Below are 24754 nucleotides of genomic sequence, written 5' to 3'. Positions count from 1 at the left end.
CCGGGTCCGGTCAGGCCGGCCGGGTCGCCGCCGGCGTCCGGCGCGCCTGGTGCCGCCCACAGCCAGTACCAGATGGGGTACTCGAGGAGGGCGTGGCCCGCCGCGGCGCTGAGCCCGGCGGCAACGGATCCGAGGACGTCGTGGTCGGTGTGGCCATCGGAGCGGTAGGGCGCCACGAGGACCACCTCGTCGGCGGCGCGACCGCATACGGCCGCCGCCTCCCGGACCGCGTCCCGGACGGCGGCCCGGATCTCTTCCCGGTGCCCGGCGAGGTGACCGTCGGGCAGGCCCAGGCACTGCCACGCCACGTCCCCGGCCCCGTTCCCGACCCCGGAAAGGCGTTTCAGGGCATCGCCGAACTCCTGCAGCCGTACCGCCGCGAGTTGTTCCGGCGTCGTCGTTGGCGAGCCGGGGTGGGATCCTTCCCCCGCCGTGCACAGCAGCACGCGGACCGTGGCGCCGACGGCGTGCAGCCGGGCCAGCAGCCCGCCGGCCCCGAGCGATTCGTCGTCCGGGTGCGCGGCCAGGACAACGAAGGCCCGGCCGGCGAGCGCCCCGTCATCCAGCGGCAGGTCCGGCAGCCCGGCGGCACGGCTGCCGGCCCAGGCGGCCTCGGTGGTCCCGGCGTCGTTGTGGGTGAAGGTCACCATGGGTTGCTTTCGGCCAGTGCCAGGGCGCCCAGCTGCGCGTCGTCGCGCATCGCGTGGTGCTGGCGGATGTACAGGGCGAGATCGGCCATCCGTTTTCCGTAGCGCTCGTCAAAGGCGAGCGGGGCCGGACCGAGATTTTGGCTCACGAGCGTCTGGACGCGTTCGACGGCGGCGGCCACGCTGCCGCGAACGCGCAGAGCTTCCTGCCACGCACCGCGGTCCGAGAGTTCGCCGGCGTCGATCCTCGCGGACGTGCCGGCCAGGTAGGCGGTCAGGGCGGCCAGCGTTCGGTCAATCTCGCCGAGGTGGGCCAGTGCAATCTGGTCCGGTTCCCGTCCGCCGTCGGCGGCGTGCCGCAGGGAGTCGGCGAAGCTGCGCGCCACGGCGACGGCGCCGCCGAGCCAGCAGGCGGCCACGCCCATGCCGCCCCATGCGAAACCCGGGCGCTGGTAGTACCAGCCGGCGCCGCCGAGGGGCACGGCGGAAACGGCCTCGAAGTGGACTGTGCCGCTGGGAATCTCGCGCAGCCCCCGGCTGGTCCACTCCGGATTCGCGAAGCCCACCCCGTTCGCGTGGAGGTCGACGGCGAAGGCGGCCCGGCCTCCGGCCTCCAGATGGGCCGTCAGCACGGCATGGTCCAGCTGGGCGGCGAGCGAGCACCAGGGCTTGGATCCCTGCAGGATCCAGCCGTCTGCGGCTTCCTTGGCTTCAAGCCGCAGGCCGGGCGCCTCGGCGGCGAACACACCCCAGGTCCCGTCGAAGTCGGCACCGTCGGGATCCGGGCAGTCCCGGCCGTGCCGTGCCGCCTCGTCGCCGGCCTGGGCCAGGATCGCCACGCCATCCAGGTGTGGTTCCAGCACCCGTCCGGCGGCGACATCGACGGCGGTCACGGAGGCCAGAATCTCCCACAGGAACGCGGTCCGGCCGTCCCCTGGTTTGGGCGCCGCCGCCGCGGCCGCCTTGGCCAGCTCCAGCAGCGCCGGCACATCGCCGACGGCGTCCTGCGCCTCGGACAGCAGGGGGCTGATCGTCACCAGGTCTGCGGCCGCGGAGCTGATCCGGACAGGTAGGGGGTGGTGCGAGATGGGGATCCCGTTCATTTCGGCTGCCTGTGTTCCTTCGGGCTGGGCGGATCGGGCTGGGCGGATCGGGCTGGGCGGATCGGGCTGGGCGGATCGGGCTGGGCCCGGCCACGTGGCTGAAGTCCTGCGCGTCCGCGGCCGCGCCGCCATCGCTGGCGCCGTCGACAAGTAATCTAAGCATACTTAGCACTTGGGGGTGGCCGGGCGCTTCACGGGGTCGGCTGCCACCGGCGCGTTCGCCCCGGCGGACAATCTCTTGCACCTAGCGGACGATCGCGAGGGCGAAGCCGTCCCAGCCTTTCGAACCCACGGTCTGGATCACGGTGCCGTCCAGCCGCGGGTCATCGCCCATCATCTGGAGGGTGCTGATGATTCCGGGGGCGTTGACCGGGTCCATCGACGCGTCCAGCACTGCACCCTCCCACACGACGTTGTCCACCACGATGGTGGTGCCGGGCCGGCCAAGCCGGATGGCCCAGTCCAGGTAGTGTGGGTTGTTTTCCTTGTCGGCATCGATGAACACGAAATCGAAGGGCGGCCCGGCTTCGCTTTCCAGCTCGGGCAGGGTGTCCAGCGCCGCGCCGACCCGGATGTCCACCTTGTGGCCCAGCCCGGCGTCGTCAACGTTGGTGCGCGCGACGCGGGCGTGCCGGGGGAGGTATTCGCAGGTGACCAGCCGGCCGTCGTCGGGCAGTCCCTGGGCCATCCAGATGGTGCTGAAGCCGGCCAGCGTACCGATCTCCAGGACGCGGCGGGCACCGGAGAGCTGGACCAGCAGCTTCAGGAGTTTGCCGGCGTTGGGGGCCACTTCGATGGGCGGCATGCCTGCCTCAAGCGCGCTGGTGACGGCGCGCTTGAGTGAACGGTCCGGGCGGACCACCGCGTCGGAGAGGAAGTTCTCGACGGCGACCCAGCCGGGGGCGGATTGATGCTCGATCATGCCCCCAGTGTTCCAGCCGCCCGCGCCCGGCGGTACCCCTCCGGGCGCCCCGTTCCCGCCCGCGTTTCGGCGTGCGGTCCGGCTCAGTACGCCTAGTTTCCCGGCCGGGTTGGGATTTGCGGGCCGGCCCCGACGGCGCCCTGCCCGTCGATGGCGTCTTCCAGCCGTTCCACCTTGCCGGTCAGCTCGCCGCTGTAGCCCGGCCGGATGTCCGCCTTGAGGACCAGCGAGACGCGCGAACCGTAGGCGCCCACCGCGTCCGTGGCCCGCTTGACGACGTCCATGACCTCGTCCCAGTCCCCCTCGATCTCGGTGAACATGGAACTCGTCCGGTTGGGCAGGCCCGACTCCCGGACGATCCGCACCGCCGCCGCGACGGCGTCGTGGACCGACGCGTCGCCGGGCGCTTGCCCGTTGGCTGGGTCACCGGAGGGTGCTACGGAGAATGCGACCAGCATGTGGTGGTTCCCTTCACTCAGTCAGGACACCGGGGGCGAAAACTTCCGGGCTGTCCGGCACTAGTCTTTCACGCGATTCCAGCCCGGCAGCGGCCGGGGGCACCTCCGCCACCGTCACATAAGTCACTACCCGCCGGTAACAGGTTCGCGCACCCTTCGCGTTGCTACCCTAGGCAAATGAACCGGGCAGTAGACCGCAGGCCGCTCCGCGCAGATGCCGCGCGCAACGTGGACAAAATCATCGCCGCGGCCCGCCAGTGCTTCCGCGAGCACGGCCCCGAGGTGCCGCTGCAGACCATTGCCGTCACCGCCGGCGTGGGTCCCGCCACCCTTTTCCGGAATTTCGCCGACAAGGAAGAGCTGGTGCTCGCTGCCCTGAACCAGCAGCTCCGGCTGCAGGTGGATCCGGCCATCGATGAGGCCCTGGCCGATCCTGACGCCGCCGCAGGGCTCTTTCGGGTCATCGATGCCACGATGCATGTCGCCAGCGAAGAAGCCAACCTGCTGGGAGCTGTCGCGGGCCGGCGCGGGCTGCTGACCGGGATCACGGGCGGCCTGATTGAATCCATCGCCGTGCTGCTGGGCCGGGGCCAGGGGCAGGGCACCCTGCGCAGCGATATTTCCATGACGGACATGATCCGCCTGCTGGCCATGCTGATCGGCGTCGTGGACACCATGGAGCCGGGCTCCGACGCGTGGCGCCGGCCCGTGGCGCTGGTTGAGGACGCCATCCGGACGGAGCGGCCGGACCGGGCGTTGCCGCCGCAGGCCCCGCTGACGGGCACCGCGTTCGACGCCGTTCTCGGCTAGCACCCATAAGCGCCGGTTCCTGCAGGTGCCCCGACAGCCCGGTGCCCCGCGCTAGTCTTCGGCCGGCTTTTCCTTGGCTTCGAGAAGGTGTTGCTGAAGCTTCTCTTCGGCTTCCCGACGGCGGCGGGACATTTCGCGCATTTCCCGGGTGGACTCAGCCCCGCCGGAAACATACGGCTCGTGCGCCTTGGTGCGCTGATCCTTGCGCGGCTCCGCGGCCTGCTGCTCCGCGGCCTGCTGCTCCGCGGCCTGCTCATCGGCAGCCTCCCGGTCGGCAGCCGGCAGCTCGCCGTCGTGTTCAGTCATGTTCGAATGCTCCCATGCGATCCCGGCACCAAGTAGGGACTAAAGACCGTTCCGGCCGCACCCACAGCCGGTCCGCGGCCCAGCGCGGTCAGGCGTCCCACGAACGGGTCAGTCCCAGCCGAGCAGCCGGAGCCCGGCGGCCGCGGCCGCGCCGGCGATCACCACCACCAGGAACGGCGCGCGCAACCACAAAGCGATGGCCGCCGCCGCCAAGGCGCCAAGCCGGGCGTCCAGGACGAGCGACTGGCCGGAGGCGACGGCATTGACCACCGTCAGGGACGCCAGCAGCCCGATTGTCATGGTCCCGGCAATCCTGGACGTCCGCGGGTTGCGGAGCAGGCTGGCCGGCACCAGGTAGCCGAGCAGCTTCCAGGCGTAGGCGAGCAGGCAGGAGAGCAGCAGCCACATCCAGAGGTTCATGCGTCGTCTCCGGAGCGGTCACCGCGGGAATCGCGGGCAGGGTCGTGGTGGTGGTGCACGTGGTCCTCCGCGTACGGATCGACGTCCGGCTCCAGGCCCTCGTCGCTGCGGCCGTGGCTGAACCAGCCGATCCCCGCCGCGACCACGGCGGCGACGAGGATCGGCACTCCCGGGGGCACGAACGGCACGGCCAGCACGGTGGCCAGCGCGCAGACCACCGCGATGGCCACAGGTTCCCTACCTTTCAGCCGCGGCCAGAGCAGGCCCAGGAAGGCCGCCACGGCGGCGCCGTCCAGTCCCCACTGTTTGGGATCCCCGAGTGCCCCGCCGGCCAATGCGCCGAGGGCGGTGAACAGGTTCCAGAGAACAAAGACGCCGATTCCGGCGGTCCAGAAGCCGCGTTTCTGCTCGTCGGGATCCGTCTGCCCGGTGCTGGTGGCGGTGGACTCATCGATGGTCAGTTGGGCCGCGGCAAACTTCCGCCACCCTCGCGGCTGCAGGAGGGCATTGATCTGCATGCCGTAGATGCCGTTGCGCATGCCCAGCAGCGTCGCGGCGCCCATCGCCGCGACGCCGGACCCGCCGCCGGCCACCACACCGATGAAGGCGAACTGCGAGCCGCCGCTGAACAGCAGCAGGCTCAGCGCCATGGTCTGCCAGAAATCCAGGCCTGAGGTTACGGACAGCGCGCCGAAGGAGACGCCGTAGAGCCCGGTGGCGATGCTGATCGACAAACCGATCCGCACCGCCGGTGACTGCAGGATTTTCACGGGCGCCGGTTCCGCCGTGTCAAAGTCCAGGCCCATGCGATGAGGGGCGCCTGGAGCGGGAGCCGCAGGGTGTGCACGCGTCGCCGGCGAGGCGAGCCCTCCGGCCCGTAGGCTTTGCGCAGGGCGTCCACGTGGCCGGCGAGGAAGGCTGCGAACAGCGCCGTGACACAGCCCGCGGCGGCCCTCCGGGTGGCCGGGACCAGGAGCCCGACGGCGGCGGCGGCTTCCAGCAGCCCGCTCACTGCCACCCATTCCTCACGGGACAGGACGGCCAGGGGCCCGTTCGGCTGCTCGCCGGAGTCGTCCCGGCACAGGAAGTCGGGTACCACCGGGTGGAAAAATTCAGGCTCGCGGAAGTGCTTGGCGGCACTGGTGAGCAGCAGCGCGCTCATCGCTGCCGCGGATAGCGTCTGGAGGTCCGGGACGGGCCGGCGAAATGGCATGCAACAACTCAACCACAGCGGCCACGCCGGCCGTAATCCGCGGGGACGCAGGGGATGTGAAGATGTCGGCCCAGGATCCGTGGAGCGGCCAGGCGGCTACCGTGGGGGCCGGCTGTCCGCCATGAGCTGGGAGAGGACCTGGGCCGGCCAGTTGGTKGTGATCTCCTGGATCCCGAGTTTCCGGCACCGTTCGACGTCGTCCTCGGTGTCGACCGTCCACACCCGGCACCGCAGCCCCGAGGCGAGCCAGCGCTGAACGGCCGGGGCGTGCGTGCGGACGTACCCGATGCCGGGGCCGGCAATGCCCGCCTCGGCCGCCGCCAGGATCCGTTCCCCCTCAGCCTGGGCGGCCTTCATCACGTTGGCCAGCGCCCCGCCGGTCAGGGCACCGAGGCCCAGTTCCTCCCGGATGTCCGCCACATTGACGTCGTCCACGAGCTGGCAGACGGCCGCGGCCGGCACGGACTCCAGGAGGTGTTTTACGGAGTCGGGGCTAAAGCTCATGAAGGAAACCGTGATGTTCTCCAGCATCGACGTCCGCGGATCCCAGCCCTCGACCCTCAGGACCTCCAGGGCCCGGTCCTCGAGTCTGAGCTGGTACGGGCTCGGGTGTTTAAACTCGATCGCCAGCCCGATCCCGCGGCCGGCCGCGCGCAGGATGTCGAGCAGGTCCGGCAGGGTCAGGAACTGCCCGGACTTGGCGCCGTAGGCMTCCGGGATCCGGACTCCCTTCCAGGAGGAGAAGTCCAGTTCCTGGAGTTCTTGCAGGGTCCGGTCGGCCACCTGGCCCGTGCCGTCCGAGGTGCGGTCCAGGGTGGCATCGTGCAGGAGCACCACGTGCTGGTCCCGGGTCAGGTGGACATCGCATTCCACACCGTCGGCGCCGTCGGCGATGRCCTGCAGGTACGCGGCCCGGGTGTGCTCGGCGAAGGTTCCGCTGGAGCCGCGGTGGGCATAGACCAAAGGCCGGGCGGCGGCGGCAGGCTCATCAGTGGTCATGGTGCCACGTTAGCGGACCGTCCGTTTCCGTGGCGGGCTAGGCTGGGCTCATGCAGGTGAATACTGAGGCAACTTCCCTGACCGGTGCCGCGGGACGTCCGGGCGGCGCCCGGCCGGGCGGTCCCCCCGGGCAGCGTTCCGCTGCCTCCAGCGACCGCGAGAAGGCCGCGGCGCTGCGCCGGATGAAGCTCCTGGCCCTCTCGCTGCTGATCGTCATGGCGGTGATTTTCATCGTCGCGTTCGCCCTGCAGAAGCAGTATCCGGGGCTCGAATATGTCCGCGCCGCGGCCGAGGGCGGCATGGTCGGTGCCCTCGCGGACTGGTTCGCCGTCACGGCCCTGTTCAAGTACCCCATGGGCATCAAGATCCCGCACACCGCGATCATCCCGCGCCGCAAGGACCAGATCGGCGCCTCGCTGGGCGAATTCGTGGAAACCAATTTCCTCTCCGAACAGGTGGTCCAGGAGAAGCTGGCGTCCGCAGACATTGCGCGCAAGGCCGGCGCCTGGCTGTCCAGCCCCGGCGGCCCGGACCGGGTCGCCAAGGAGGGTGCCGCCGTCATCCGCGGCGCGTTCAAGGTGCTCAACGACGACGACGTCCAGGCCGTGATCGAGTCCATGGTCCGTAAGCACCTGCTCACCCCGCCGTGGGGGCCGCCGGTGGGCCGGCTCGCCGAGCGGATCTTCGACGACGGGCACCACCATGCGCTGGTGGACCTAATGGTGGACCGCACCGTGGACTGGGTGCGGGACAACCAGGAGACGGTCAACAGGCTGGTCACCGACCGGTCCCCGACGTGGGTGCCCTCGTTCGTGGACGGGCTGGTGGGCGACAAGGTGTACGTGGAGATCCTCAAGTTCACCCGCGCCGTGCAGTCCGACCCGCAGCACCAGGTCCGCCTCTCGATCGACAAGTACCTCAAGGAACTCGCGCAGGACCTGCAGCGTGATCCTGTCATGATCGCCCGCGCCGAGGGCATCAAGGCCCAAGTGCTCGGCGACCCGGAGGTCCGCGAGCTCGCCTCCCGCACCTGGGACACCATCAAGACGGCCCTGCTCACCGCCGTCGATGACCCGCACAGCGAACTGACCGTCAAGTTCAAGGCGGCCGTGCATGACTTCGGCACCCGGCTGCTGGTCGATCCCGAGCTCGCCGGCAAGGTGAACGCCTGGATCGGCGACGCGGCCGGCTACCTCGTGAAGACCTACCGCTCGGACATCGCGGGGGTCATCACGGACACCGTGGCCCGCTGGGATGCCGAAGAGACGTCGCAGAAGATCGAGCTGCAGGTCGGCAGGGACCTGCAGTTCATCCGGATCAACGGCACGGTGGTGGGCGCCCTGGCCGGGCTGGCCATCTTTACGCTGGCCACCCTGCTGTTCGGCTAGTCCCTGGGCTGCGCTAGGCGGCCGCGACCTTGGCCTTGGTCCTGCCGTGCATGGCGAAGATGGTGAAGACCAGCGCCGCGAGCGCCGTGGCGACTAGCAGCAGCAGCCCGATCGCGTAGCTGTGCGCCGCGGCGTCATAGGTGGCGCCCATGATCAGCGGCGGGAAGTAGCCGCCCAGGCCGCCGGCCGCGCTGACCACCCCGCTGATGCTGCCGACCTTGCCCTCCGGCGCGAGGACCCCCACCCAGGCGAACACCCCGCCCGTGCCCAGGCCCAGCGCCGCCGCCATGGCGACGAACGTCAGGCCGGCGGGGACATCGCCGTCGGGCTGCAGGTTCACCACCCAGGCGAGGACAGCGACGCCGGCGAGGGCGGCGATCACCACGGGCTTGGGACCGATCTTGTCGGCGAGTACGCCGCCCACCGGGCGCGCCAGCACGGCGGCGAGCGCAAACCCCGCGGTGCGGGCGCCGGCGGCGCTGGGATCGAAGCTGTAGACATCCCGGAGGTACGTGGGCAGATACGTGGCGAAGGAGACGAAGCCACCGAAGAGGACTGCGTAGAGGAAGCACAGCTTCCACGTGACCGGGGTCTTCGCGGCGTCGATCAGCTTGGGCATCACGGGCGCGTTGCTGCGGGTCCAGCCCGGCGCCTCCTTCATTCGGAACCAGATGATGGCGGCCATGACCGCCAGAATCGCGGCGATCAGCAGGTGGGTGGGAACGTAGCCGATGGCGGCGACAAGCCGGGGGTTCAGGAAGGCGGCCAGGGCCGTTCCGCCCATGCCCGCGCCGAAGACGCCGGTGGCGAAACCCCGCCGGGCGGGCTCGTACCAAGCGCTGACGAAGGGGATCCCGACGGCGAAGACGGTTCCGGCGACCCCCAGCAGCACGCCGGCAGCCAGCACTACGGCGAAGGAGTCGAGGCTACCGCCGACGGAAACCAGCAGGATCGGGACGATGGAGGCCAGCAGGACAAAAGTGAACATGGCGCGGCCGCCGTACTTGTCCGTCAAGGCGCCGACGACGATCCGCCCCAGCGAGCCGACGAAGACGGGCATGGCCACGAGCACGCCGGTGGTGGCCGGATTGAGGTGCAGGTGCTGGGTGTAGAACGCGCTCAGCGTGGCGATGGAGTTCCAGGCCCAGAAGCACACCACGGAGGTCGAGGTGGCGAGCGTCAGATTGAGCGCCCGGCCCGCAGGGGCGGCAACGGGCGGGAACATTGCTCCGGCCACGGCGGTCTCCTTCCTTGGTCAACAAGCAGTTCAGCAACTCAGCTTCAGCGATGGCACCGGGTCACCGGTTCCTGGTGTCCCGGTCCCGGGTTCCGACGGCGGACCAGCCCCGCCGCGCGCCGGCCGTGGAGCTCCGGGCGCCGGCAGCGCCGGCTGTGCCTTTGGCCCCGGCCCCACCGGTTTCCCGGTCCCGGGAGCGGTAGACGATGTAGGGGCGGAAGAGGTAGTGGAACGGGGCCGTGAAGGCATGGACCAGGCGCGTGAACGGCCAGATCACGAACAGCGCCATGCCTACCAGGGTGTGCAGGTGGAAGGAGAACGGCGCCGCGGCCATCGCCGCGATGTCGGGCTGGAAGATGAACAGCGAGCGGAACCACGGGGCCACGGTCTCGCGGTAATTGTGCCCGTGCTCGCCCTCGAAGACACTCGCCAAGGTGGTCCACAGCCCGAACACAATGGCCGCGGTGAGCACCACGTACATGGTCTTGTCATTGCCGGTGGTGGCCATGAAGACCGGCCCGGTGGTCCGGCGGCGGTAGATCAGCAGGAGGATCCCGCCCAGCGTTCCGACCCCGGCGATTCCGCCGACCAGCAGGGCGTTGAAGTGGTAGAACTCCTGGCTCATCCCGGCCGCCTGGGTCCAGCCCATCGGAATGACCAGGCCGAAGAAGTGACCGGCGATTACGGCGAGCAGGCCAAAGTGGAACAACGGGGACGCAATCCTCAGCAGCCTGGACTCATAGAGCTGGGAAGACCTCGTGGTCCAGCCGAACTGGTCGTACTTGTAGCGCCAGAGAAGCCCGCCGACCAAAACCACCACCATGACGTACGGGAGAACGCCCCACAGCACGATGTCCAGTGCGGAGAGTCCGACGGCGGATCCGGGTTCCGCTTCGAATGCCAGCATGCTCAGGCCCCCTTCACGGGCAGCAGGCGCGGATCGTACGGGTCCAGGCCCACGGCCTCGGTGGGCGGGCCGTAGCCGGCCATCCGCATGACGGCCTGCTCGTCCGCCGGGGATTTCCCGGGCAGCGTGGCGCAGACGGCCTGCAGGATCCGGGCGTGCGGCAGCTGGTCCCGGAGCAGCCCGAAGCGGAGCATCTCCAGGCTCGCCCGGAAGCGCGTCAGCAGCTCGCGGCCGGCCGCCAGGTCCACCAGCGCGGCGTATTCGAGGACCATCGGGAGGTAGTCGGGCAGTTCGCCGTGGGTGTCCACCAGGATGTCGCTTTGCCGGTAGGTCTTCTTGAAGTTGCCCAGAACCTCGCCGCGGCGCCGGGTGTCCCCGTCAGTCCAGTAGGAAAGGTGCAGGGCGTGGCGCTTTCCGAGGTCGAACTCGCGCACGTACTGGGACTGGAGCTGGATCGGCGGCGTGGACTCCAGCTGGTCCAGGACTGCAACGAAGTCCGCCGTGGCGCCGGGGAACTCTGCCAGAGCGGCCCGCATCAGCGGGACCCGGCCGGTCAGTTCCTCGTCAGGGTAGGACAGGCACCAGGCCGCGGCGAGGTAGAGGACCTGCTGGCGGCGGGTCATGGCTGCTCCCCCGCCGGAGGGGATTCCGCGGGGGCCGCCGGTTTCGGCGGCGGCGGTTTCTCCGGAGGCGGTTTTTCCGGAAGCAACGCCTTTTCCGGAAAAAGCCCGGAGGGCGCTCCGGTGCCGTCCCAGTTCAGCAGGTTCACCCTGCCGCGCAGTGTGGTTTCGCCGGGCGCGGAGCCGGAGGTCTGCCGGTCCCGGAGGGCGTTGAAGGTTTCCACCGCCACGGGGACGGGCCGGCCGCTGGCTTCGCCGAAGTGAGCGGTATCCTGCATGCCGGGGCCGCCCTCGAAGTCGAGCGAACAGCCCATTTCCTCGAGGTCGTGGGCCTGTTCCACGTGGGCCTTCGGGATGACGTAGCGCTCCTCGTATTTCGCGATCGCCATCAGTCGGTACATCTCGTACATGCTCTGGCTGTCCATCCCCACGGCCTCCGGGATGGCGTCGTCCGGGTCGTTGCCGAGGCTGATGCCGCGCATGAAGGAGCGCATGGCGGCGAGCTTCTTCAGCACCGCGGTGACCCGGTCCGCGTCGCCGGCGGTGAAGAGTTCAGCGAGGTATTCCACCGGGATGCGCAGCGCGTCGATGGCGCCGAAAAGGTTGCCGGTGTCCTCGCCGTCGTGGCCCTGGTCGCGCAGCAGGTCCACCACGGGTGAGAGCGGCGGCACGTACCAGACCATCGGCATGGTCCGGTATTCCGGGTGCAGCGGCAGCGCCACCTTGTAGACCTTGGCCAGGGCGTAGACCGGCGAGCGCACGGCGGCGTCGATCCAGTCTTCGGGGATGCCCTGGGCCCGGGCCTCGTCCTGGACGGCGGGGTCGTTCGGGTCCAGAAGCACGTCCATCTGGGCGTCGTAGAGCTCCCGGGGGTCCGTGACGGAGGCCGCCGCGGTGACGGCGTCGGCGTCGTACAGGAACAGCCCCAGGTACCGCAGCCGGCCCACGCAGGTCTCGGAGCAGACTGTCGGGAGCCCCACCTCCACCCGCGGGTAGCAGAAGGTGCACTTCTCGGCTTTGCCGGTCTTGTGGTTGAAGTAGATCTTCTTGTAGGGGCAGCCGGTGACGCACTGGCGCCAGCCGCGGCATTTGTCCTGGTCCACCAGCACAATCCCGTCCTCCACCCGCTTGTAGATCGCGCCGGAGGGGCAGGAAGCCATGCAGGACGGGTTCAGGCAGTGCTCGCAGATCCGCGGCAGGTAGAACATGAAGGTTTGTTCGTACGCGAACTTGATCTTGTCCTCGGATTCCCGCCGGACCTTCTCCACGATCGGGTCCAGGTGGCCGTTCTCGGCGGAGCCGCCGAGGTCATCGTCCCAGTTCGCGGACCAGGTGATCTTGGTGTCCTCCCCGGTGATCAGGGACTTGGGCCGGGCCACCGGGAAGTCGTCGCCCAGGGGCGCGTCAACGAGGGTCTTGTAGTCGTAGGTCCATGGCTCGTAGTAGTCCTTGAGCTCGGGCTGGACCGGGCTGGCGAAGATCCCGAAGAGCTTCTTGACCCGGCCGCCGGCCTTGAGCACCAGTTTCCCGCGCTTGTTCAGCGCCCAGCCGCCGTGCCACTTCTCCTGGTCCTCGTAGCGGCGCGGATAGCCCTGCCCTGGGCGGGTTTCGACGTTGTTGAACCACACGTATTCGGTGCCGGCACGGTTGGTCCAGGCCTGCTTGCAGGTCACGGAACAGGTGTGGCAGCCGATGCATTTGTCCAGGTTCATGACCATGCCCATTTGGGCCATGACACGCATCAGTACTGCACCTCCTGGGAACGACGCCGGACGGTGGCCACCATGTCGCGCTGGTTTCCGGTGGGGCCAAGGTAGTTGAACGCGTAGGCGAGCTGGGCGTAGCCGCCGATCAGGTGCGAGGGCTTGACCAGCAGCCGGGTCACGGAGTTGTGGATGCCGCCGCGCCGCCCGGTGGCCTCGGACTTGGGCACGTCAATGGTGCGTTCCTGCGCGTGGTGCACATAGACCACGCCGGCCGGCATCCGGTGGCTGACGATGGCCCGGGCCACCAGGACGCCGTTGATGTTCAGGCACTCCACCCAGTCGTTGTCCTTGACCTCGATGGCCGCCGCGTCGGCCGGGCTCATCCAGACGGTCGGGCCGCCTCGGGAGAGCGAGAGCATCAGCAGGTTGTCCTGGTATTCGGAGTGGATGGACCACTTGGAGTGCGGGGTCAGGTAGCGGACCACCACCTCCAGTTTCCCGTCCTGGCCGAGTTTGGGCTCGCCGAAGAGCCGGTGCATGTCCAGCGGCGGCCGGTAGATCGGCAGCGCCTCGCCGATGTCCCGGATCCAGTCGTGGTCCAGGAAGAAGTGCATCCGGCCGGTCAGCGTGTGGAAGGGCTTGAGCCGCTCGACGTTGATGGTGAAGGGCGCATAGCGCCGGCCGCCGGTCTCGGAGCCGGACCATTCCGGCGAGGTGATCACCGGAACCGGGCCGGCCTGGGTCTGGGCGAAAGTGATGAATTTTTCTTCGGAGCCCGCGGCCAGGTCCGCCAGTTTCCTCCCGGTGCGGATTTCCAGGTCCTTGAATCCCTGCACGGCCAGCGCCCCGTTGGTGGTGCCGGAGAACGCCAGGATGGCCTCGGCCATCTTCGCGTCCGTGTCGATCGCGGGACGGCCGTCCGCGGCACCGCCAAGCATCACCCCGTTGGAACGGCTGAGCCGGTCCAACGGCCCGGCAAGTTTGTACGTGACGTTCTTGACCGTGAAGCCCAGTTTGTCCGCCAGCGGCCCGACGGCGGCGAGCTTGTCCGCGATGGCGGTGTAGTCCCGCTCGACGACGGAAAAAATGGGCATGTTCTGACCCGGGACCGCGGGGACGGACATGTCCCGCCAGTCCCGCACAATCCCGCCGGGCTGGGCCAGCTGGCCGGGCGTGTCGTGCTGCAGCGGCACGCTCACCAGGTCCCGGCGGACGCCGAGGTGGGTTTTGGCCTGCCGGGAGAACTCCTGGGCCAGCAGGTGGAAGGTGTCGAAGTCCGTCTTGGTCTCCCACGGCGGGTCAATCGCGGGGGTGAAGGCGTGAACGAACGGGTGCATGTCGGTGGAGGACAGGTCGTGCTTTTCATACCAGGTGGCGGCCGGGAACACGACGTCGGACAGCAGGGTGGTGGAGGTCATCCGGAAGTCCGCGGAAACCAGCAGGTCCAGCTTCCCTTCGGGCGCCTGCTCATGCCATTTCACATCCTTGGGCTTGAGCCCCTCGGCATGGTCCTGGCCCAGGACGTTGTTGTGGGTTCCCAGCAGGTTCCGCAGGAAGTACTCGTTGCCCTTGGCCGAGGAGCCGAACAGGTTGGAGCGCCACAGCACGAGGGTCCGCGGCCAGTTTTCCGGGGCGTCCACGTCCTCGATCGCCGGGTTCAGGGTGCGGCTCTTCAGGGCATCGGCGATGTAGCCGGCGGCATCCGTCGCGGTGCCGGCGGCTACGGCCGCCCCGGCTTCGTCCGCGAGGTCCAGCGGGTTCCGGTCGAACTGCGGGTAAAACGGCATCCAGCCGAGCCGGGCGGACTGGGCCAGGGCGTCCGCGGTGTGCATGCCGTCCAGGGCCCCGGTGGAGAGCGGGGACTTCAGCGCATCCGCGCAGTAGCCGTCCTGCCGCCACTGGTCCGTGTGCATGTACCAGTAGCCGGTGCCGATCATGGTCCGCGGCGGCCGGGACCAGTCCAGCGCGTTGGCCAGCGACAGCCAGCCGGTGACCGGCCGGGTCTTTTCCTGGCCGACGTAGTGCGCCCAGCCGCCGCCGTTGCGGCCCATGCAGCCGGTCAGCATCACCAGGGCCAGCACCGCCCGGTAGGTGGTATCGCCGTGGAACCACTGGCAGATCCCGGCGCCCATGATGATCATGGACCGGCCCTTGGACTGTTCGGCGTTGCGGGCGAATTCGCGGGCCACCCGGATGYAGGCCTGCGCCGGGACGGAGGTGATCTCCTCCTGCCAGGCCGGCGTGTAGGGTGTCGCTGCGTCCTGGTAGCCGGCTGCCCAGTCCCCCGGGAGCCCGTCGCGGCCGACCCCGTACTGGGCCAGCATGAGGTCGAAGACGGTGGTGACCAGCTGGCCTTCCACCTCCAGGACGGGCACGCCGCGGCGGAGCACGCTGCCGTCCCCGCCGGCGTCCTCGAAGCACGGCAGCAGGATCTCGGCGCTTTCCGTTGAGACTTCCCGGAGGGACAGCGCCGGTTCGATCGCTCCGAGGTCCAGATTCCACTTGCCCTCGCCACTCTCTGAGTAGCGGAAGCCCATCGAGCCGTTGGGGACCGCCGGCAGCCCGGTCTTCTTGTCGAACAGGACGGTGCGGAACGCCGCGTCCTCGGCCCCGGCAGCGGCAGGGAGGTCCTTGGCGGTGAGGAACTTGGCCGGTGTCAGCGTGCCGTCGTCGCGCCGTTCGAGACCGACCAGGAACGGCAGGTCGGTGTACTGGCGGACGTAGTCGGCGAAGAACGGCACCTCACGGTCGACGAAGAATTCCTTGAGCATGACGTGCCCCATCGCCATGGCCAGCGCGGCGTCGGTTCCGGCCTGCGCGGGGAGCCATTCGTCGGCGAACTTCGTGTTGTCCGCGTAGTCCGGGCTGACCGTGACCACCTTGGTGCCGCGGTACCGCACCTCGGCCATCCAGTGCGCGTCCGGGGTGCGGGTGACGGGGACGTTGGAGCCCCACATCATCAGATACCGGGCGTCCCACCAGTCCCCCGATTCCGGGACGTCGGTCTGGTCCCCGAACACCTGCGGGCTGGCCACGGGGAGGTCGGCGTACCAGTCGTAGAAGGAAGTCATCACCCCGCCGATCAGCTGGATGAAGCGGGTCCCCACGGCGTGCGAGACCATGGACATCGCCGGGATGGGCGAGAAGCCGGCGCAGCGGTCCGGGCCGTAGGCCTTGATGGTGTTCACGTGCGCGGCGGCGGCGATTTCGATCGCCTCCTGCCAGGAGACCCGCACCAGGCCGCCCTTGCCGCGGGCCTGCTGGTAGCGGCGGCGCCGCGCGGGGTCGCCCACGACGTCGGCAAAGGCCAGCACCGGGTCACCCAGCCGGGCCTTGGCCTCGCGGTACATCTCGACGAGGACGCCCCGCGCATACGGAAAACGCACCCGGGTGGGCGAATAGGTGTACCAGGAGAAGGCCGCGCCGCGCGGGCAGCCCCGCGGCTCGTATTCCGGGCTGTCCGGGCCCACGGAGGGGTAGTCAGTCTGCTGGGATTCCCAGGTGATGATTCCGTCCTTGACGTACACCTTCCAGGAGCAGGAGCCGGTGCAGTTCACCCCGTGCGTGGACCGGACCACCTTGTCGTGGCTCCAGCGGTCCCGGTAGAAGATGTCGCCCTTGCGGCCACCCTCGCGGAACACCGCCCTGCCGTCGTCGGTCTGGTCCCATTTCGTAAAGAATCGGCCCAGCTTCAACATTGCATCCGAGGCGGGCCCGTCCAGCCCCGCCGCGTCTCCGGCAGTCATTCCTTCAAGCTAGGGTGCCCCTTCTGGCCGGAACAGGGCCTTAGGACACTGTGGCAGCCCCGGGTCCGGGCGGCCCGGGAGCTGCCCGGCCGGCCCCGCAGTTCAGGGCCAGCGGGTCAGGGCCAGCGGGTCAGGCGAAGCTCTCCAGCTCGACGCCGGCAGCCTCCAGCGCCGCACGGATCGCGGTCGCCGTGGCAACGGAGCCGGGGGTGTCGCCCTCGAGGCACAGCGACTGCGGCTCGATCCGGAGCACGGTGCCGTCGACGGCCTCGATTTCGCCCCTTGTGGCGAGCCTGACCGCCCGCTCGGCAACCTGTCCGGCGTCGAGCATCACCGCCCCCACCTCGGTGCGCGGCACGAGGGTGCCGTCGGGGAAGTAGGCACGGTCGGCGAAGGCCTCGGAGTAGACGGGGTGCCCGGCTTCCTTGGCGATTTCCAGCAGGGCTGAGCCGGGGAAGCCGAGGACGGGCAGTCCGGGATCGTAGGCCTGGATAGCGGCGATCACGGCGGAGGCCTGCTCGCCGTCGTGCACGGTGCGGTCGTAGAGCGCCCCGTGCAGCTTGACGTAGTCCACCGAGGCGCCCACGGCATGGGCGACGCCGTCGAGCGCCCCGAGCTGGTAGAGGACCGCGCCGAAGAGATCGTCAAAGGTCATATCCAGCGAGCGCAGGCCAAAGCCGGCCAGGTCCGGGTAGCCGATGTGGGCACCGACGTTGACGTCGAGCTCGTACGCCGCCCGGCAGGTGTCCAGCATGGTCACAGGGTCCCCGGCGTGCATCCCGCAGGCCACGCTGGCGCTCGTGACCAGCGGAAACATCGCGGCGTCGGCGCCCTTGGTCCAGGTCCCGAAGGACTCCCCCAGGTCAGTGTTCAGATCCAAAACGTGCCGCCGTCCTTCGTTGAAGTCTTCGGAGCGCCGCTGCCCCGGGTGCCGCCGTCCGGGCGGCCGCTGTCCTGGGTGCCGCCGCCCTGGGTGCCGCCGCCCTGGGCGCCGCCGTCCGGCTGCGCGTCCAGGGAAGTTTCGTAGAGCGCGGCCGGGCCGGTGGTTTCCGCAAGGGCCTGCAGTTCTCCCGGAATCGTGTCCGGGATGGGCCCGAAGGCTTCCTTGGCGTTCGCGACGACCGCATGGCCCATCACCCGGTTGCCCACGCCGCCTACGACGGCGCCGATACCGAAGGGCAGGGCACGGCCCAGCCAGGCTGTGCCCTGGGTCTTGAGCAGGGAGCGCAGGAACATCGTCTGCATCTTGGCCCGCACTGTACCGAAGCCGGCGAGAGGGACGCGGCGGGTGAAGGCCGCGGTCCACGCCTGGGTGGGCCCCTTGCCCCGGCCCGCGGCCTGTCCGCTCAGCGAGCTCAGCAGCTGGGTGCCTTCCTCGCCCAGCATGACCGCCATGACCAGGGTGCTGGCTCTGTCCGGGTCCACCATCCGGATCCCGTGCAGTTCAGCAAGAGCCGTGGAATACAGTGCGGTGGCTTCGAGGAATCCGACTGCTGCGGCGGCCGAGAGACCCAGTGCGGCCGCAGTTCCGACGCCCGGAATCACGGCAGCCCCGCCGACCAGCGCACCGCCGCCGGTGACGGCCAGCAGGTAGTCGCGCTCCAGGATGGCGGCGAGCTGCGCCGCGGTGGCGTGCGGATGCCTGCGCTGAAGCCTGCGGATATTGGCCAGCACCAGCGGCCGCTGGACTTCAACCGCCCGCAGGAGCACCTTGTGCAGGCCGGGCCGGGGCTGGCCGGCGGCGTCGAACATCGCGCTGTGGGCTGTTTCCTGGGCAATCTTCATTGCCGGGTTGCTGCGCTTGGCCATGATCGCCTCTCGTCGGAACCATAAAACTAAGTGCACTTAACACTACACACGGGCAGGCAGGCGGGGCCGCCGCTGCGCCCCGGAGGGGTCTCAGCCCGGCCGGCCGGCTGGCTACTAGACTGGGCCCATGCCCGCCCTGCGAGCCCTCCGCCCCTTCGCGCACCGGGAGTACCGCGTGCTGATCACGGCGCTGGCCATCTCCATCTTCGGTTCCGGGATGTGGGCCGTCGCGATGGTCTACGAGGTGATCCACCTGGGCGGCGGACCGCTGGAGCTTTCGGTCGTGGCCGCGGCGGGCAGCGTCGGGCTGGTGACGTTTCTGCTGGCCGGCGGCATCGCCGCGGACCGCGTGCCCCAGCGGCTCCTGATCATCGCGGTCGAGGGCGCCAACCTCGCCGTCGTTGCCGCTGTCAGCGGGCTGGCCCTGGCCGGCTTGCTCGAGCTGTGGCATCTCGCGCTGGGGGCCTTCGTGCTCGGCGTCGGGGCTGCGTTCTTCTTCCCGGCCTACTCCGCCATCCTGCCGCGGATCCTGCCGCCGGAGGACCTGCTGGCGGCCAACGGCCTGGAAGGCACCATGCGGCCGCTGTTGCAGCAGGCCGCCGGACCGGCCGTTGCGGGCATCCTGGTGGCGGCCCTGTCCCCCGCCTACGCCGTCACCGGAGTGGCGGCCTGCCATCTGGTGGCCTTCTGCATCCTGAACCTCCTCCACCGCCAGCCCGCGGCAGGGGTCCCGGTCAGCGGAGAGGCTACCGAATCTGGCCAGTCGCGGGCCAAGACGTCCTTGCGCCACGATCTCCGCGAGGGCGTCAGCTACACCGTCCGGACGCCCTGGCTGCTGTGGACCCTGCTCTGGGCCTGCATTTCGGTGCTGTTCCTGATCGGCCCCATCGAGGTCCTGATCCCCTTCGTGGTCCGGGACCAGCTCGGCGGGGACGCGCGCATGTTCGGTTTCCTGCTCGCCATCATGGGCGTGGGCGGTGCCGCAGCCTCGCTGGCCACGGCTTCTTTTCCCCTCCCGCGCCGCTACCTCACCGTGATGATGGTGTCCTGGGGAGCGGGAAGCCTGCCGATCGCCGCCGTCGGAATCATGGACAGTTTCTGGGCCCTGGCCGCCGCCCTCTTCATCTTCGGCGCCACCGGCGGCGTGGGCATGGTGATCTGGGGAACATTGCTCCAGCGCCGGGTGCCGCCGCATCTGCTGGGCCGCGTCTCGAGCCTGGACTTCTTTGTATCCCTGGCCCTCATGCCGGTCTCCATGGCACTCGCCGGGCCGGCCGCCGAGGTGCTGCCGGTGTGGCTGATCTTCCTCGTCGCCGGGACCGTGTGCCCGGCGATGGCCGTCGTCGCGATGGTCGTGGCGCGGATGCCGGCCGATGAACTGGCCCACCCCCTCGCCGGCGGTGAGGAGCCCGCCGACGCCCCGACCCCTGCCGAATCCTCCGGACCAGGACAGCCCGGCCCGGTTTAGACTGCGGCGCGCACCACCGGGATCGACGCCGTCGGGAGGCCGCTGGGGAAGACGGTCGGCTCCGGAACCGTGACGGGTGCCAGCGGGACCCGGACCGGGTCGCCATCGACGGTGAGCAGTTCCCCGCGCACGTCGACTTCCAGCGGCGCGCCGTCACGGACGGTCAGGCTGATCGAATCCTGCTCGAGCCCGATGTGCAGGAGCCTGCCCTGGATCTTCAGGTGGAACTCGAGGCCGTCCCATTCGGCAGGCAGCCGGGGATCGAAGTACGGCACCGCGCCCTGGTCCCGCAGCCCGGCGAAGCCGCTCACCAGCGAGCTCCACACGCCGCCGGTGGACGCGATGTGGACGCCGTCGATCGTGTTGCCGTGGGTGTCGTCGAGATCGATGAACAGGGCGTGGGTGAAGTGGTCCAGCGCGGCCTCCCCGTAGCCGACCTCGGCCGCCATGATGCCCTGGACGCAGGCGGACAGCGTGGAGTCGCCCGTGGTGATGGGATCGTAGAAATCGAAGGCGCGCCGCTTTTCCTCGGCGGTGAAGTCCTGCCACTGCAGGAACATGGCCAGCACGGTGTCGGCCTGCTTAAGGACCTGGTGCCGGTAGATCACCAACGGGTGGAAGTGCAGCAGGAGCGGGTACTTGGACCGGGGCGTGGTCCAGTCCCACGGTTCCAGCGTCATGAAGTCGTTGTCCTGGGAATGGACCTGGAGGTCCTCGTCGTAGGGCAGCTGCATGCGGTTGGCTGCCTGCTCCCAGAGCTGGCGTTCGGCGTCGTCGATCTCCGGGTGGTCCAGCGCCGCCGCGGCGCGCAGGTTGAAGCGCGCCATGACGTTCGTGTACAGGTTGTCGTTGACGACGGCGGTGTACTCGTCGGGGCCCGTGACGCCGTGGATGTGGAACAGTCCGTCCTTGCCGAAGAAGCCGAGTGAGACCCACATCCGTGCAGTCTCGATCAGCAGATCGGAGCCCAGGGTGGCCTGGAACTCGGCGTCCCCGCTGGCCCAGATGTACCGGTTTGTCGCGAAGGCGATCGCGGCGGCGATGTGGAACTGTGCTGTGCCGGCCGCGTAGTAGGCACTGGCCTCGAGTCCGTTGATGGTGCGCCAGGGGAAGAGCGCGCCGTCGACGCTGAGCTCCTTGGCCCGGATCTTCGCCTCGGGCAGGAGGTCGTGGCGGAATTCCAGGACCTGGCGGGCGTTGCCCGGGTTGGTGTAGGTCAGGTAGGGCAGCAGGTACACCTCCTGGTCCCAGAAGTAGTGGCCGTCGTAGCCGGAGCCGGACACGCCCTTGGCCGGGATGCCGGCCACATCGGCGCAGGCCGTGGCCTGCGCGAGCTGGAAGAGGTTCCAGCGGACGCCCTGCTGGAGCTCGGTCTGGCCCGCCAGGACGATGTCGCCCGTGCTCCAGTAGGCGCGGTAGTGGTCCTCGCTCTCGGCGAAGATCTCGCTGACCGGCTTGAGGCTGGCTTCGGCGCTGTCGGCGAGGTCCTCGGCGGCCTGCCCCACGGCGTAGCTGACGCTCTTCTCCAGCAGGAACGGTGCGTCCGCGCTGACGGCGAGCACGTAGCGCACGCTGCTGTCGTCCTGGTCCACCTGGGTGTCGAACGGCTGCACGCCGGCCGAGGTCCAGTGATCCACGGCCATCCCAAGCCGCTGCTTGGATTCCGAGGCTTCCCAGGACAGGCGCAGGGAGCCGTCCCCGCCGTCGAGACGCAGGGGCAGCAGCACACGGCCGGCGTGCCGGCCGGCGCGGCGCGGATCATGGGCGGAGTGGTCCTCCACCGGCTGGTCCTGGCGGTTGATGACCGAGGACGTGACGTCCGCGGAGATATCCCGGTCAGCCGCCAATTCGAGGCTGATGCCCAGCGCCCCTCGGGTTGCGTAACCGACGGCGCGCCGTTCGGTGGTGGTCACGGTCGCACCGGAACGGCACTGCCAGGTGATCCGGCACTCGTAGATACCCGTGGCGAAATCCACCGACCGGCGGTAGTCCAGCACGGTGGACTCCTCCAGGCTCAGCGGCTCGCCGTCGATGATGACGGTGAAGTTGTTGGCGTCCGGGACGTAGAGGATCCGCTGGCCGGTGCGGGCGAAGCCGTACGCGTTTTCCGCGTGCTTGATGTCCCAGGTCTCGTGGAATCCGTTGATGAAGCTGCCCGGAAGTTCGGCGTCCGCGGCACCCCAGTGCGCGCCGCGGATGCCCAGGTGCCCGTTGCCGAGGCTGAACAGGGTCTCCAGGGTGCCGGCATTGCCGGGAAGGTGAACGGTCTCGACCAGCTGCCAGGGATCGTTGGGGAACCGGGCGCGGTCCGAGGTGATGAGAGCCATGGTTTGGGGGGTTCCTTCGGCGGGAGTGGCAGTGGGCTGGGCGGTGGGGTGAGCGGGCCGGGCTAGAGCAGTTCGGCGAGGTCGTTGACCACGACCGTGGCCCCGGCGTCGAGCAGGGTCTGCCGGCCGGCGCCGCGGTCGACGCCGATCACCGAGCGGAAGTCTCCCGCGCTGCCGGCCTGGACGCCGGAGACGGCATCCTCCACCACGACGCACTCCTGGCTCGGCAGGCCCAAGAGCCGCGCGGCGTATTCGTAGGTGGCCGGGCTGGGCTTGCCGGGCAGTCCCTCGGCGACGGCGACGACGCCGTCGACCACCACCGGGAAGTAGTCGGACAGGCCGGCAGCCTTCAGCACGGCAGGGGCGTTGCGGGAAGAGGAGACGACGGCGAGCTTGAGCCCGCGGGCCAGCGCGGCCTCAACCAGCCGGACGGAGCCCTCGTACGGCTGGACTCCGCCGGCCTCGACGATGTCGTTGAAGACCTTGTTCTTGCGGTTGCCGAGTCCGTGGACCGTGTCATGCGCGGGCTCGTCGTTCACCGGGCCCTCGGGCAGCACAATCCCGCGGGAGGCCAGGAAGTCCCGGACGCCGTCAAACCGCGGCTTGCCGTCGATGTGGTCGAAATAGTCGCTCTCACGGTACGGCTCAGCACCGGGGACCGAGGCCAGGAAGCCGTCAAAGAGCTGCTTCCAGGCGTGCTCGTGCACCACGGCGGTGGGGGTCAGGACGCCGTCGAGGTCAAAAAGGATGGCGGTTGCACCGGAGAGCGCACCGGCGAGGCCGGAGGTGTCGGGAACTACAGTCATGAGTCGAGGTCCTTTCAGACGACGGGCAGGCAAGACGGTTTGGTCAAAGAGATGGTCTACGGCAGGCAGTTCAGGGCTGCTCGTTTGGGGCCGTTCCGGCGTCGGACGCCGTCCGGATCAGCATCGGCGCGTGCCGGTTCGCTCTACCAACGTGGTGTCCGGCAGATGGTTCGACGGCGGACTGGCAGGCGGCGGATTGGCAAGTCCTGAGCGATGAAGTCTTTCAATCAGCAGGTTGGCCGCAAACGCGCCCTGGTCGGCCAGTGGCTGGGCAATTGTGGTCAGGCCCAGGAACCAACTCATCTGATGATCGTCTATTCCTATGATGGACACGTTTTCCGGCGCTGACAAACCGGGCTCCCGCATGGCCATGAGCGCACAGCAGGCTGTCCCGTCGCAACCCGCGAGGATCGCGGACGGCATCCCGGGGTTTTCCACAGGCTCCACCACGGCCAGCCGGCCGCCTTCGATGCCGAAGCCGGCGTCGAGCACGAGGTCCGGAGGAGACGGTGCAGATGGAGAGTCCGGGGAGCGCGGGGACGTCCTGGATTCTCACGCGCGGGGTGTTGGCCTGCGGCACGGGCTCAGCCCTTTCTTCCCCCCGAAGTAGTGGGCCCGGTGTTCATGGCCGAGGTCGATTGTAAGCGCTTACATATTTGGCATGCAAGTGGATGATCCGGAGTTTGGCAGCGGATTGGGAACGGGTTGGCGGGGCCGCTTGGCCGGGGGTTTGGCGGGCCGGGCCGGCGCCCTGGTCAGCGCCTTGGTCACGCAGGACGTAGTGCCCGGTCAGCGCCCGGTCAGCGCAGGACGTAGTGCCGCAGGAACGCACCGACGTCCACGAGTTCGGCCTTCGAAATCGTGTGGCCCATGCCCGGATAGGTCCTGGCCGTGAGCTGGGTATTCCGGTTCAGCCACGCCTCGGTGTGCTCGGTAGCGGCGTCGTTGATGACGACGTCGCCCTTGTCCCGGCCCCAAAAGAACGGCGGCCGGGCGGTGAACGATTCGCTCATCGCCAGCAGTTCGTTGTCCAGGACAAAACCCGAGAGCCCCACAGCTGCGCGGAATTGTTCCGGCCGGAGCCGCAGGAGCGTGCTGGCCATCGCCATCCCCTGCGAAAATCCGAACAGGCTGACGCTGCTGTGCCGGGCTTTGACCGACTCGATCCAGGCGAAGACCGCGTTCGTGGAGGCGATGACGTCGGCAAAGTCGTGGGTGAGGAAATAGTCCAGCAGGAACCAGCCGTAGTGGTCTCCAATGTCCTTGGGTCCACGCAGGGCGGCGCAACTGAACTCGGGCGGCAGGGAAGCGAACAGCTTGGACATGCGGAATTCGTCCGTACCGTAGCCGTGCAGCATCACCAGCAGCGGGGTGCCGCCGCGTTCGTGTTCGGGTTTCGACCAGATCACCGTCTCCATTGGCTCAGCCTATCCAGCACCGCCACGCGTCCCGCCACGCACGGGCCGCGCTCCGCGGTTTCCGCGGCGTAAGCGGACCTCCGCCCCCGGATCCGTGGCGCATCCGTCCGGAAAAGGCGCGGCGGGCCGAAACCGGCGCGGAAATTTCCCCGCGGGGCGGAGGGCGCTTCATTGAAACAGCCGGGGCGGGGTTGTAGCGTGACGCTGGACAGCATGCTTACCATCATCAGTCCGCCCCCGGGCATCAAGGAGCACGTTATGAGAATCGGTTCCGCAATCTTCCTCATCGCCATCGGCGCCATCCTCGCCTGGGCTGTCGCCCCGGGGCTGATCCCCAATGTGAACCAGGCCATGATCGGCTACATCCTGATGGCGGTCGGCGTGATTGGACTCATCGCTTCTCTCGTCCTCGCCGGCCCAGGACGGGGCCGCACGCGCCGGGTC

General features: G+C 69.2%; 24 protein-coding genes. 4 read left to right on the top strand and 20 right to left on the bottom strand.

All coding sequences use genetic code 11. The features are described 5' to 3' along the window. The 4 genes from AC1D1S_RS08700 to AC1D1S_RS08685 form a co-directional block, all read right to left on the bottom strand. Nucleotides 1–650, bottom strand: a 650-nt coding sequence (locus tag AC1D1S_RS08700; RefSeq protein WP_476994240.1) for a PIG-L deacetylase family protein, incomplete at its 3' end; no start/stop codon positions are given. Further along, nucleotides 644–1750, bottom strand: coding sequence for an acyl-CoA dehydrogenase family protein (locus AC1D1S_RS08695; protein ID WP_476994239.1), 1107 nt, complete (start codon nt 1748–1750; stop codon nt 644–646). The genes AC1D1S_RS08700 and AC1D1S_RS08695, both read right to left, overlap by 7 nt. Before the next feature lie 244 nt (nt 1751–1994). Next, nucleotides 1995–2672, bottom strand: coding sequence for an O-methyltransferase (locus tag AC1D1S_RS08690; RefSeq protein WP_243178369.1), 678 nt, complete (start codon nt 2670–2672; stop codon nt 1995–1997). 92 nt (nt 2673–2764) lie between these two features. After that, on the bottom strand, nt 2765–3130 hold the full coding sequence (locus tag AC1D1S_RS08685) for a thiamine-binding protein (RefSeq protein ID WP_243178368.1): 366 nt from the start codon (nt 3128–3130) through the stop codon (nt 2765–2767). 177 nt (nt 3131–3307) lie between these two features. Here AC1D1S_RS08685 and AC1D1S_RS08680 point away from each other — a divergent pair, with 177 nt between their 5' ends. Then, nucleotides 3308–3940: a TetR/AcrR family transcriptional regulator gene (locus AC1D1S_RS08680; RefSeq protein WP_028275272.1), complete on the top strand. Its 633-nt coding sequence runs from the start codon at nt 3308–3310 to the stop codon at nt 3938–3940. 51 nt (nt 3941–3991) lie between these two features. Here AC1D1S_RS08680 and AC1D1S_RS08675 read toward each other — a convergent pair whose 3' ends face one another. The 5 genes from AC1D1S_RS08675 to AC1D1S_RS08655 form a co-directional block, all read right to left on the bottom strand. Beyond that, a complete protein-coding gene (locus AC1D1S_RS08675; RefSeq protein WP_243178367.1) occupies nt 3992–4246 on the bottom strand; it encodes a hypothetical protein in 255 nt (84 codons plus the stop codon). 108 nt (nt 4247–4354) lie between these two features. After that, nucleotides 4355–4666, bottom strand: coding sequence for an AzlD domain-containing protein (locus AC1D1S_RS08670; RefSeq protein ID WP_028275273.1), 312 nt, complete (start codon nt 4664–4666; stop codon nt 4355–4357). Then, nucleotides 4663–5472, bottom strand: coding sequence for an AzlC family ABC transporter permease (locus tag AC1D1S_RS08665; protein WP_243178366.1), 810 nt, complete (start codon nt 5470–5472; stop codon nt 4663–4665). The genes AC1D1S_RS08670 and AC1D1S_RS08665 overlap by 4 nt, the downstream gene beginning before the upstream one ends. Continuing rightward, complete coding sequence (locus tag AC1D1S_RS08660; protein ID WP_028275275.1) at nt 5433–5879, bottom strand: DoxX family protein; 447 nt, start codon at nt 5877–5879, stop codon at nt 5433–5435. Before AC1D1S_RS08660 ends, AC1D1S_RS08665 begins: the two co-directional genes overlap by 40 nt. Before the next feature lie 96 nt (nt 5880–5975). Then, nucleotides 5976–6878 carry a glycerophosphodiester phosphodiesterase gene (locus AC1D1S_RS08655; RefSeq protein ID WP_476994238.1) on the bottom strand — a complete coding sequence of 301 codons (903 nt, stop codon included), beginning with the start codon at nt 6876–6878 and terminating at the stop codon, nt 5976–5978. A 182-nt stretch (nt 6879–7060) separates the two neighbouring features. Here AC1D1S_RS08655 and AC1D1S_RS08650 point away from each other — a divergent pair, with 182 nt between their 5' ends. Then, a complete protein-coding gene (locus AC1D1S_RS08650) occupies nt 7061–8266 on the top strand; it encodes a DUF445 domain-containing protein (RefSeq protein WP_476994242.1) in 1206 nt (401 codons plus the stop codon). A gap of 13 nt (nt 8267–8279) precedes the next feature. On the opposite strand, the gene AC1D1S_RS08645 is transcribed toward AC1D1S_RS08650, so the two are convergent. The 7 genes from AC1D1S_RS08645 to AC1D1S_RS08615 all read right to left on the bottom strand — a co-directional run bounded on the left by AC1D1S_RS08645 (nt 8280) and on the right by AC1D1S_RS08615 (nt 18291). Then, nucleotides 8280–9491 (bottom strand): MFS transporter, encoded by a 1212-nt coding sequence (locus tag AC1D1S_RS08645; protein WP_476994241.1) that lies wholly within the window; start codon nt 9489–9491, stop codon nt 8280–8282. A gap of 73 nt (nt 9492–9564) precedes the next feature. Continuing rightward, on the bottom strand, nt 9565–10410 hold the full coding sequence (gene narI, locus AC1D1S_RS08640) for a respiratory nitrate reductase subunit gamma (RefSeq protein WP_243178364.1): 846 nt from the start codon (nt 10408–10410) through the stop codon (nt 9565–9567). 2 nt (nt 10411–10412) lie between these two features. Beyond that, nucleotides 10413–11033: a nitrate reductase molybdenum cofactor assembly chaperone gene (gene narJ / locus AC1D1S_RS08635; RefSeq protein WP_243178363.1), complete on the bottom strand. Its 621-nt coding sequence runs from the start codon at nt 11031–11033 to the stop codon at nt 10413–10415. Further along, a complete protein-coding gene (gene narH, locus AC1D1S_RS08630; protein ID WP_476942668.1) occupies nt 11030–12772 on the bottom strand; it encodes a nitrate reductase subunit beta in 1743 nt (580 codons plus the stop codon). The genes narJ and narH overlap by 4 nt, the downstream gene beginning before the upstream one ends. Next, complete coding sequence (locus tag AC1D1S_RS08625; RefSeq protein ID WP_476994237.1) at nt 12772–16482, bottom strand: nitrate reductase subunit alpha; 3711 nt, start codon at nt 16480–16482, stop codon at nt 12772–12774. The genes narH and AC1D1S_RS08625 overlap by 1 nt, the downstream gene beginning before the upstream one ends. Before the next feature lie 130 nt (nt 16483–16612). Then, on the bottom strand, nt 16613–17362 hold the full coding sequence (locus AC1D1S_RS08620; RefSeq protein ID WP_476994236.1) for a LamB/YcsF family protein: 750 nt from the start codon (nt 17360–17362) through the stop codon (nt 16613–16615). Beyond that, the gene (locus AC1D1S_RS08615) at nt 17353–18291 is read right to left on the bottom strand and encodes a hypothetical protein (protein ID WP_476994235.1); all 939 of its coding nucleotides are present in this window, start codon (nt 18289–18291) and stop codon (nt 17353–17355) included. Before AC1D1S_RS08615 ends, AC1D1S_RS08620 begins: the two co-directional genes overlap by 10 nt. Before the next feature lie 127 nt (nt 18292–18418). Between AC1D1S_RS08615 and AC1D1S_RS08610 the strand changes: the two genes are divergently transcribed. Continuing rightward, entirely contained in the window at nt 18419–19759 is a 1341-nt protein-coding gene (locus tag AC1D1S_RS08610; protein ID WP_476994234.1) for an MFS transporter, read from the top strand. On the opposite strand, the gene AC1D1S_RS08605 is transcribed toward AC1D1S_RS08610, so the two are convergent. The 4 genes from AC1D1S_RS08605 to AC1D1S_RS08590 all read right to left on the bottom strand — a co-directional run bounded on the left by AC1D1S_RS08605 (nt 19756) and on the right by AC1D1S_RS08590 (nt 24310). Then, complete coding sequence (locus AC1D1S_RS08605) at nt 19756–22086, bottom strand: glycoside hydrolase family 65 protein (RefSeq protein ID WP_476994233.1); 2331 nt, start codon at nt 22084–22086, stop codon at nt 19756–19758. The two genes, AC1D1S_RS08610 and AC1D1S_RS08605, sit on opposite strands and share 4 nt — an antisense overlap. A 62-nt stretch (nt 22087–22148) precedes the next feature. Continuing rightward, on the bottom strand, nt 22149–22892 hold the full coding sequence (locus tag AC1D1S_RS08600) for an HAD family hydrolase (RefSeq protein WP_223914646.1): 744 nt from the start codon (nt 22890–22892) through the stop codon (nt 22149–22151). A gap of 117 nt (nt 22893–23009) precedes the next feature. Next, nucleotides 23010–23384 carry a substrate-binding domain-containing protein gene (locus AC1D1S_RS08595; protein WP_476994232.1) on the bottom strand — a complete coding sequence of 125 codons (375 nt, stop codon included), beginning with the start codon at nt 23382–23384 and terminating at the stop codon, nt 23010–23012. A 308-nt stretch (nt 23385–23692) separates the two neighbouring features. Continuing rightward, nucleotides 23693–24310: an alpha/beta hydrolase gene (locus tag AC1D1S_RS08590; protein ID WP_243178355.1), complete on the bottom strand. Its 618-nt coding sequence runs from the start codon at nt 24308–24310 to the stop codon at nt 23693–23695. Nucleotides 24311–24568: 258 nt separating this feature from the next. Here AC1D1S_RS08590 and AC1D1S_RS08585 point away from each other — a divergent pair. Continuing rightward, on the top strand, nt 24569–24754 hold a 186-nt coding region (locus tag AC1D1S_RS08585; protein WP_476994231.1), incomplete at its 3' end, for a DUF6458 family protein.

This window comes from Arthrobacter sp. P1_A5, assembly GCF_056406825.1.
Note: the sequence above shows the minus strand (reverse complement) of the source record. Positions and strands in the feature narration are given on the sequence as shown.

Coding starts and splice junctions, on each gene's coding strand:
- AC1D1S_RS08645 (WP_476994241.1), bottom strand. CDS start 9,491: ATGTTCCCGCCCGTTGCCGCCCCTGCGGGCCGGGCGCTCAATCTGACG.
- narH (WP_476942668.1), bottom strand. CDS start 12,772: ATGCGTGTCATGGCCCAAATGGGCATGGTCATGAACCTGGACAAATGC.
- narJ (WP_243178363.1), bottom strand. CDS start 11,033: ATGACCCGCCGCCAGCAGGTCCTCTACCTCGCCGCGGCCTGGTGCCTG.
- AC1D1S_RS08695 (WP_476994239.1), bottom strand. CDS start 1,750: ATGAACGGGATCCCCATCTCGCACCACCCCCTACCTGTCCGGATCAGC.
- AC1D1S_RS08670 (WP_028275273.1), bottom strand. CDS start 4,666: ATGAACCTCTGGATGTGGCTGCTGCTCTCCTGCCTGCTCGCCTACGCC.
- AC1D1S_RS08685 (WP_243178368.1), bottom strand. CDS start 3,130: ATGCTGGTCGCATTCTCCGTAGCACCCTCCGGTGACCCAGCCAACGGG.
- narI (WP_243178364.1), bottom strand. CDS start 10,410: ATGCTGGCATTCGAAGCGGAACCCGGATCCGCCGTCGGACTCTCCGCA.
- AC1D1S_RS08660 (WP_028275275.1), bottom strand. CDS start 5,879: ATGCCATTTCGCCGGCCCGTCCCGGACCTCCAGACGCTATCCGCGGCA.
- AC1D1S_RS08690 (WP_243178369.1), bottom strand. CDS start 2,672: ATGATCGAGCATCAATCCGCCCCCGGCTGGGTCGCCGTCGAGAACTTC.
- AC1D1S_RS08615 (WP_476994235.1), bottom strand. CDS start 18,291: ATGGCCAAGCGCAGCAACCCGGCAATGAAGATTGCCCAGGAAACAGCC.
- AC1D1S_RS08675 (WP_243178367.1), bottom strand. CDS start 4,246: ATGACTGAACACGACGGCGAGCTGCCGGCTGCCGACCGGGAGGCTGCC.
- AC1D1S_RS08650 (WP_476994242.1), top strand. CDS start 7,061: ATGAAGCTCCTGGCCCTCTCGCTGCTGATCGTCATGGCGGTGATTTTC.
- AC1D1S_RS08590 (WP_243178355.1), bottom strand. CDS start 24,310: ATGGAGACGGTGATCTGGTCGAAACCCGAACACGAACGCGGCGGCACC.
- AC1D1S_RS08610 (WP_476994234.1), top strand. CDS start 18,419: ATGCCCGCCCTGCGAGCCCTCCGCCCCTTCGCGCACCGGGAGTACCGC.
- AC1D1S_RS08680 (WP_028275272.1), top strand. CDS start 3,308: ATGAACCGGGCAGTAGACCGCAGGCCGCTCCGCGCAGATGCCGCGCGC.
- AC1D1S_RS08605 (WP_476994233.1), bottom strand. CDS start 22,086: ATGGCTCTCATCACCTCGGACCGCGCCCGGTTCCCCAACGATCCCTGG.
- AC1D1S_RS08665 (WP_243178366.1), bottom strand. CDS start 5,472: ATGGGCCTGGACTTTGACACGGCGGAACCGGCGCCCGTGAAAATCCTG.
- AC1D1S_RS08600 (WP_223914646.1), bottom strand. CDS start 22,892: ATGACTGTAGTTCCCGACACCTCCGGCCTCGCCGGTGCGCTCTCCGGT.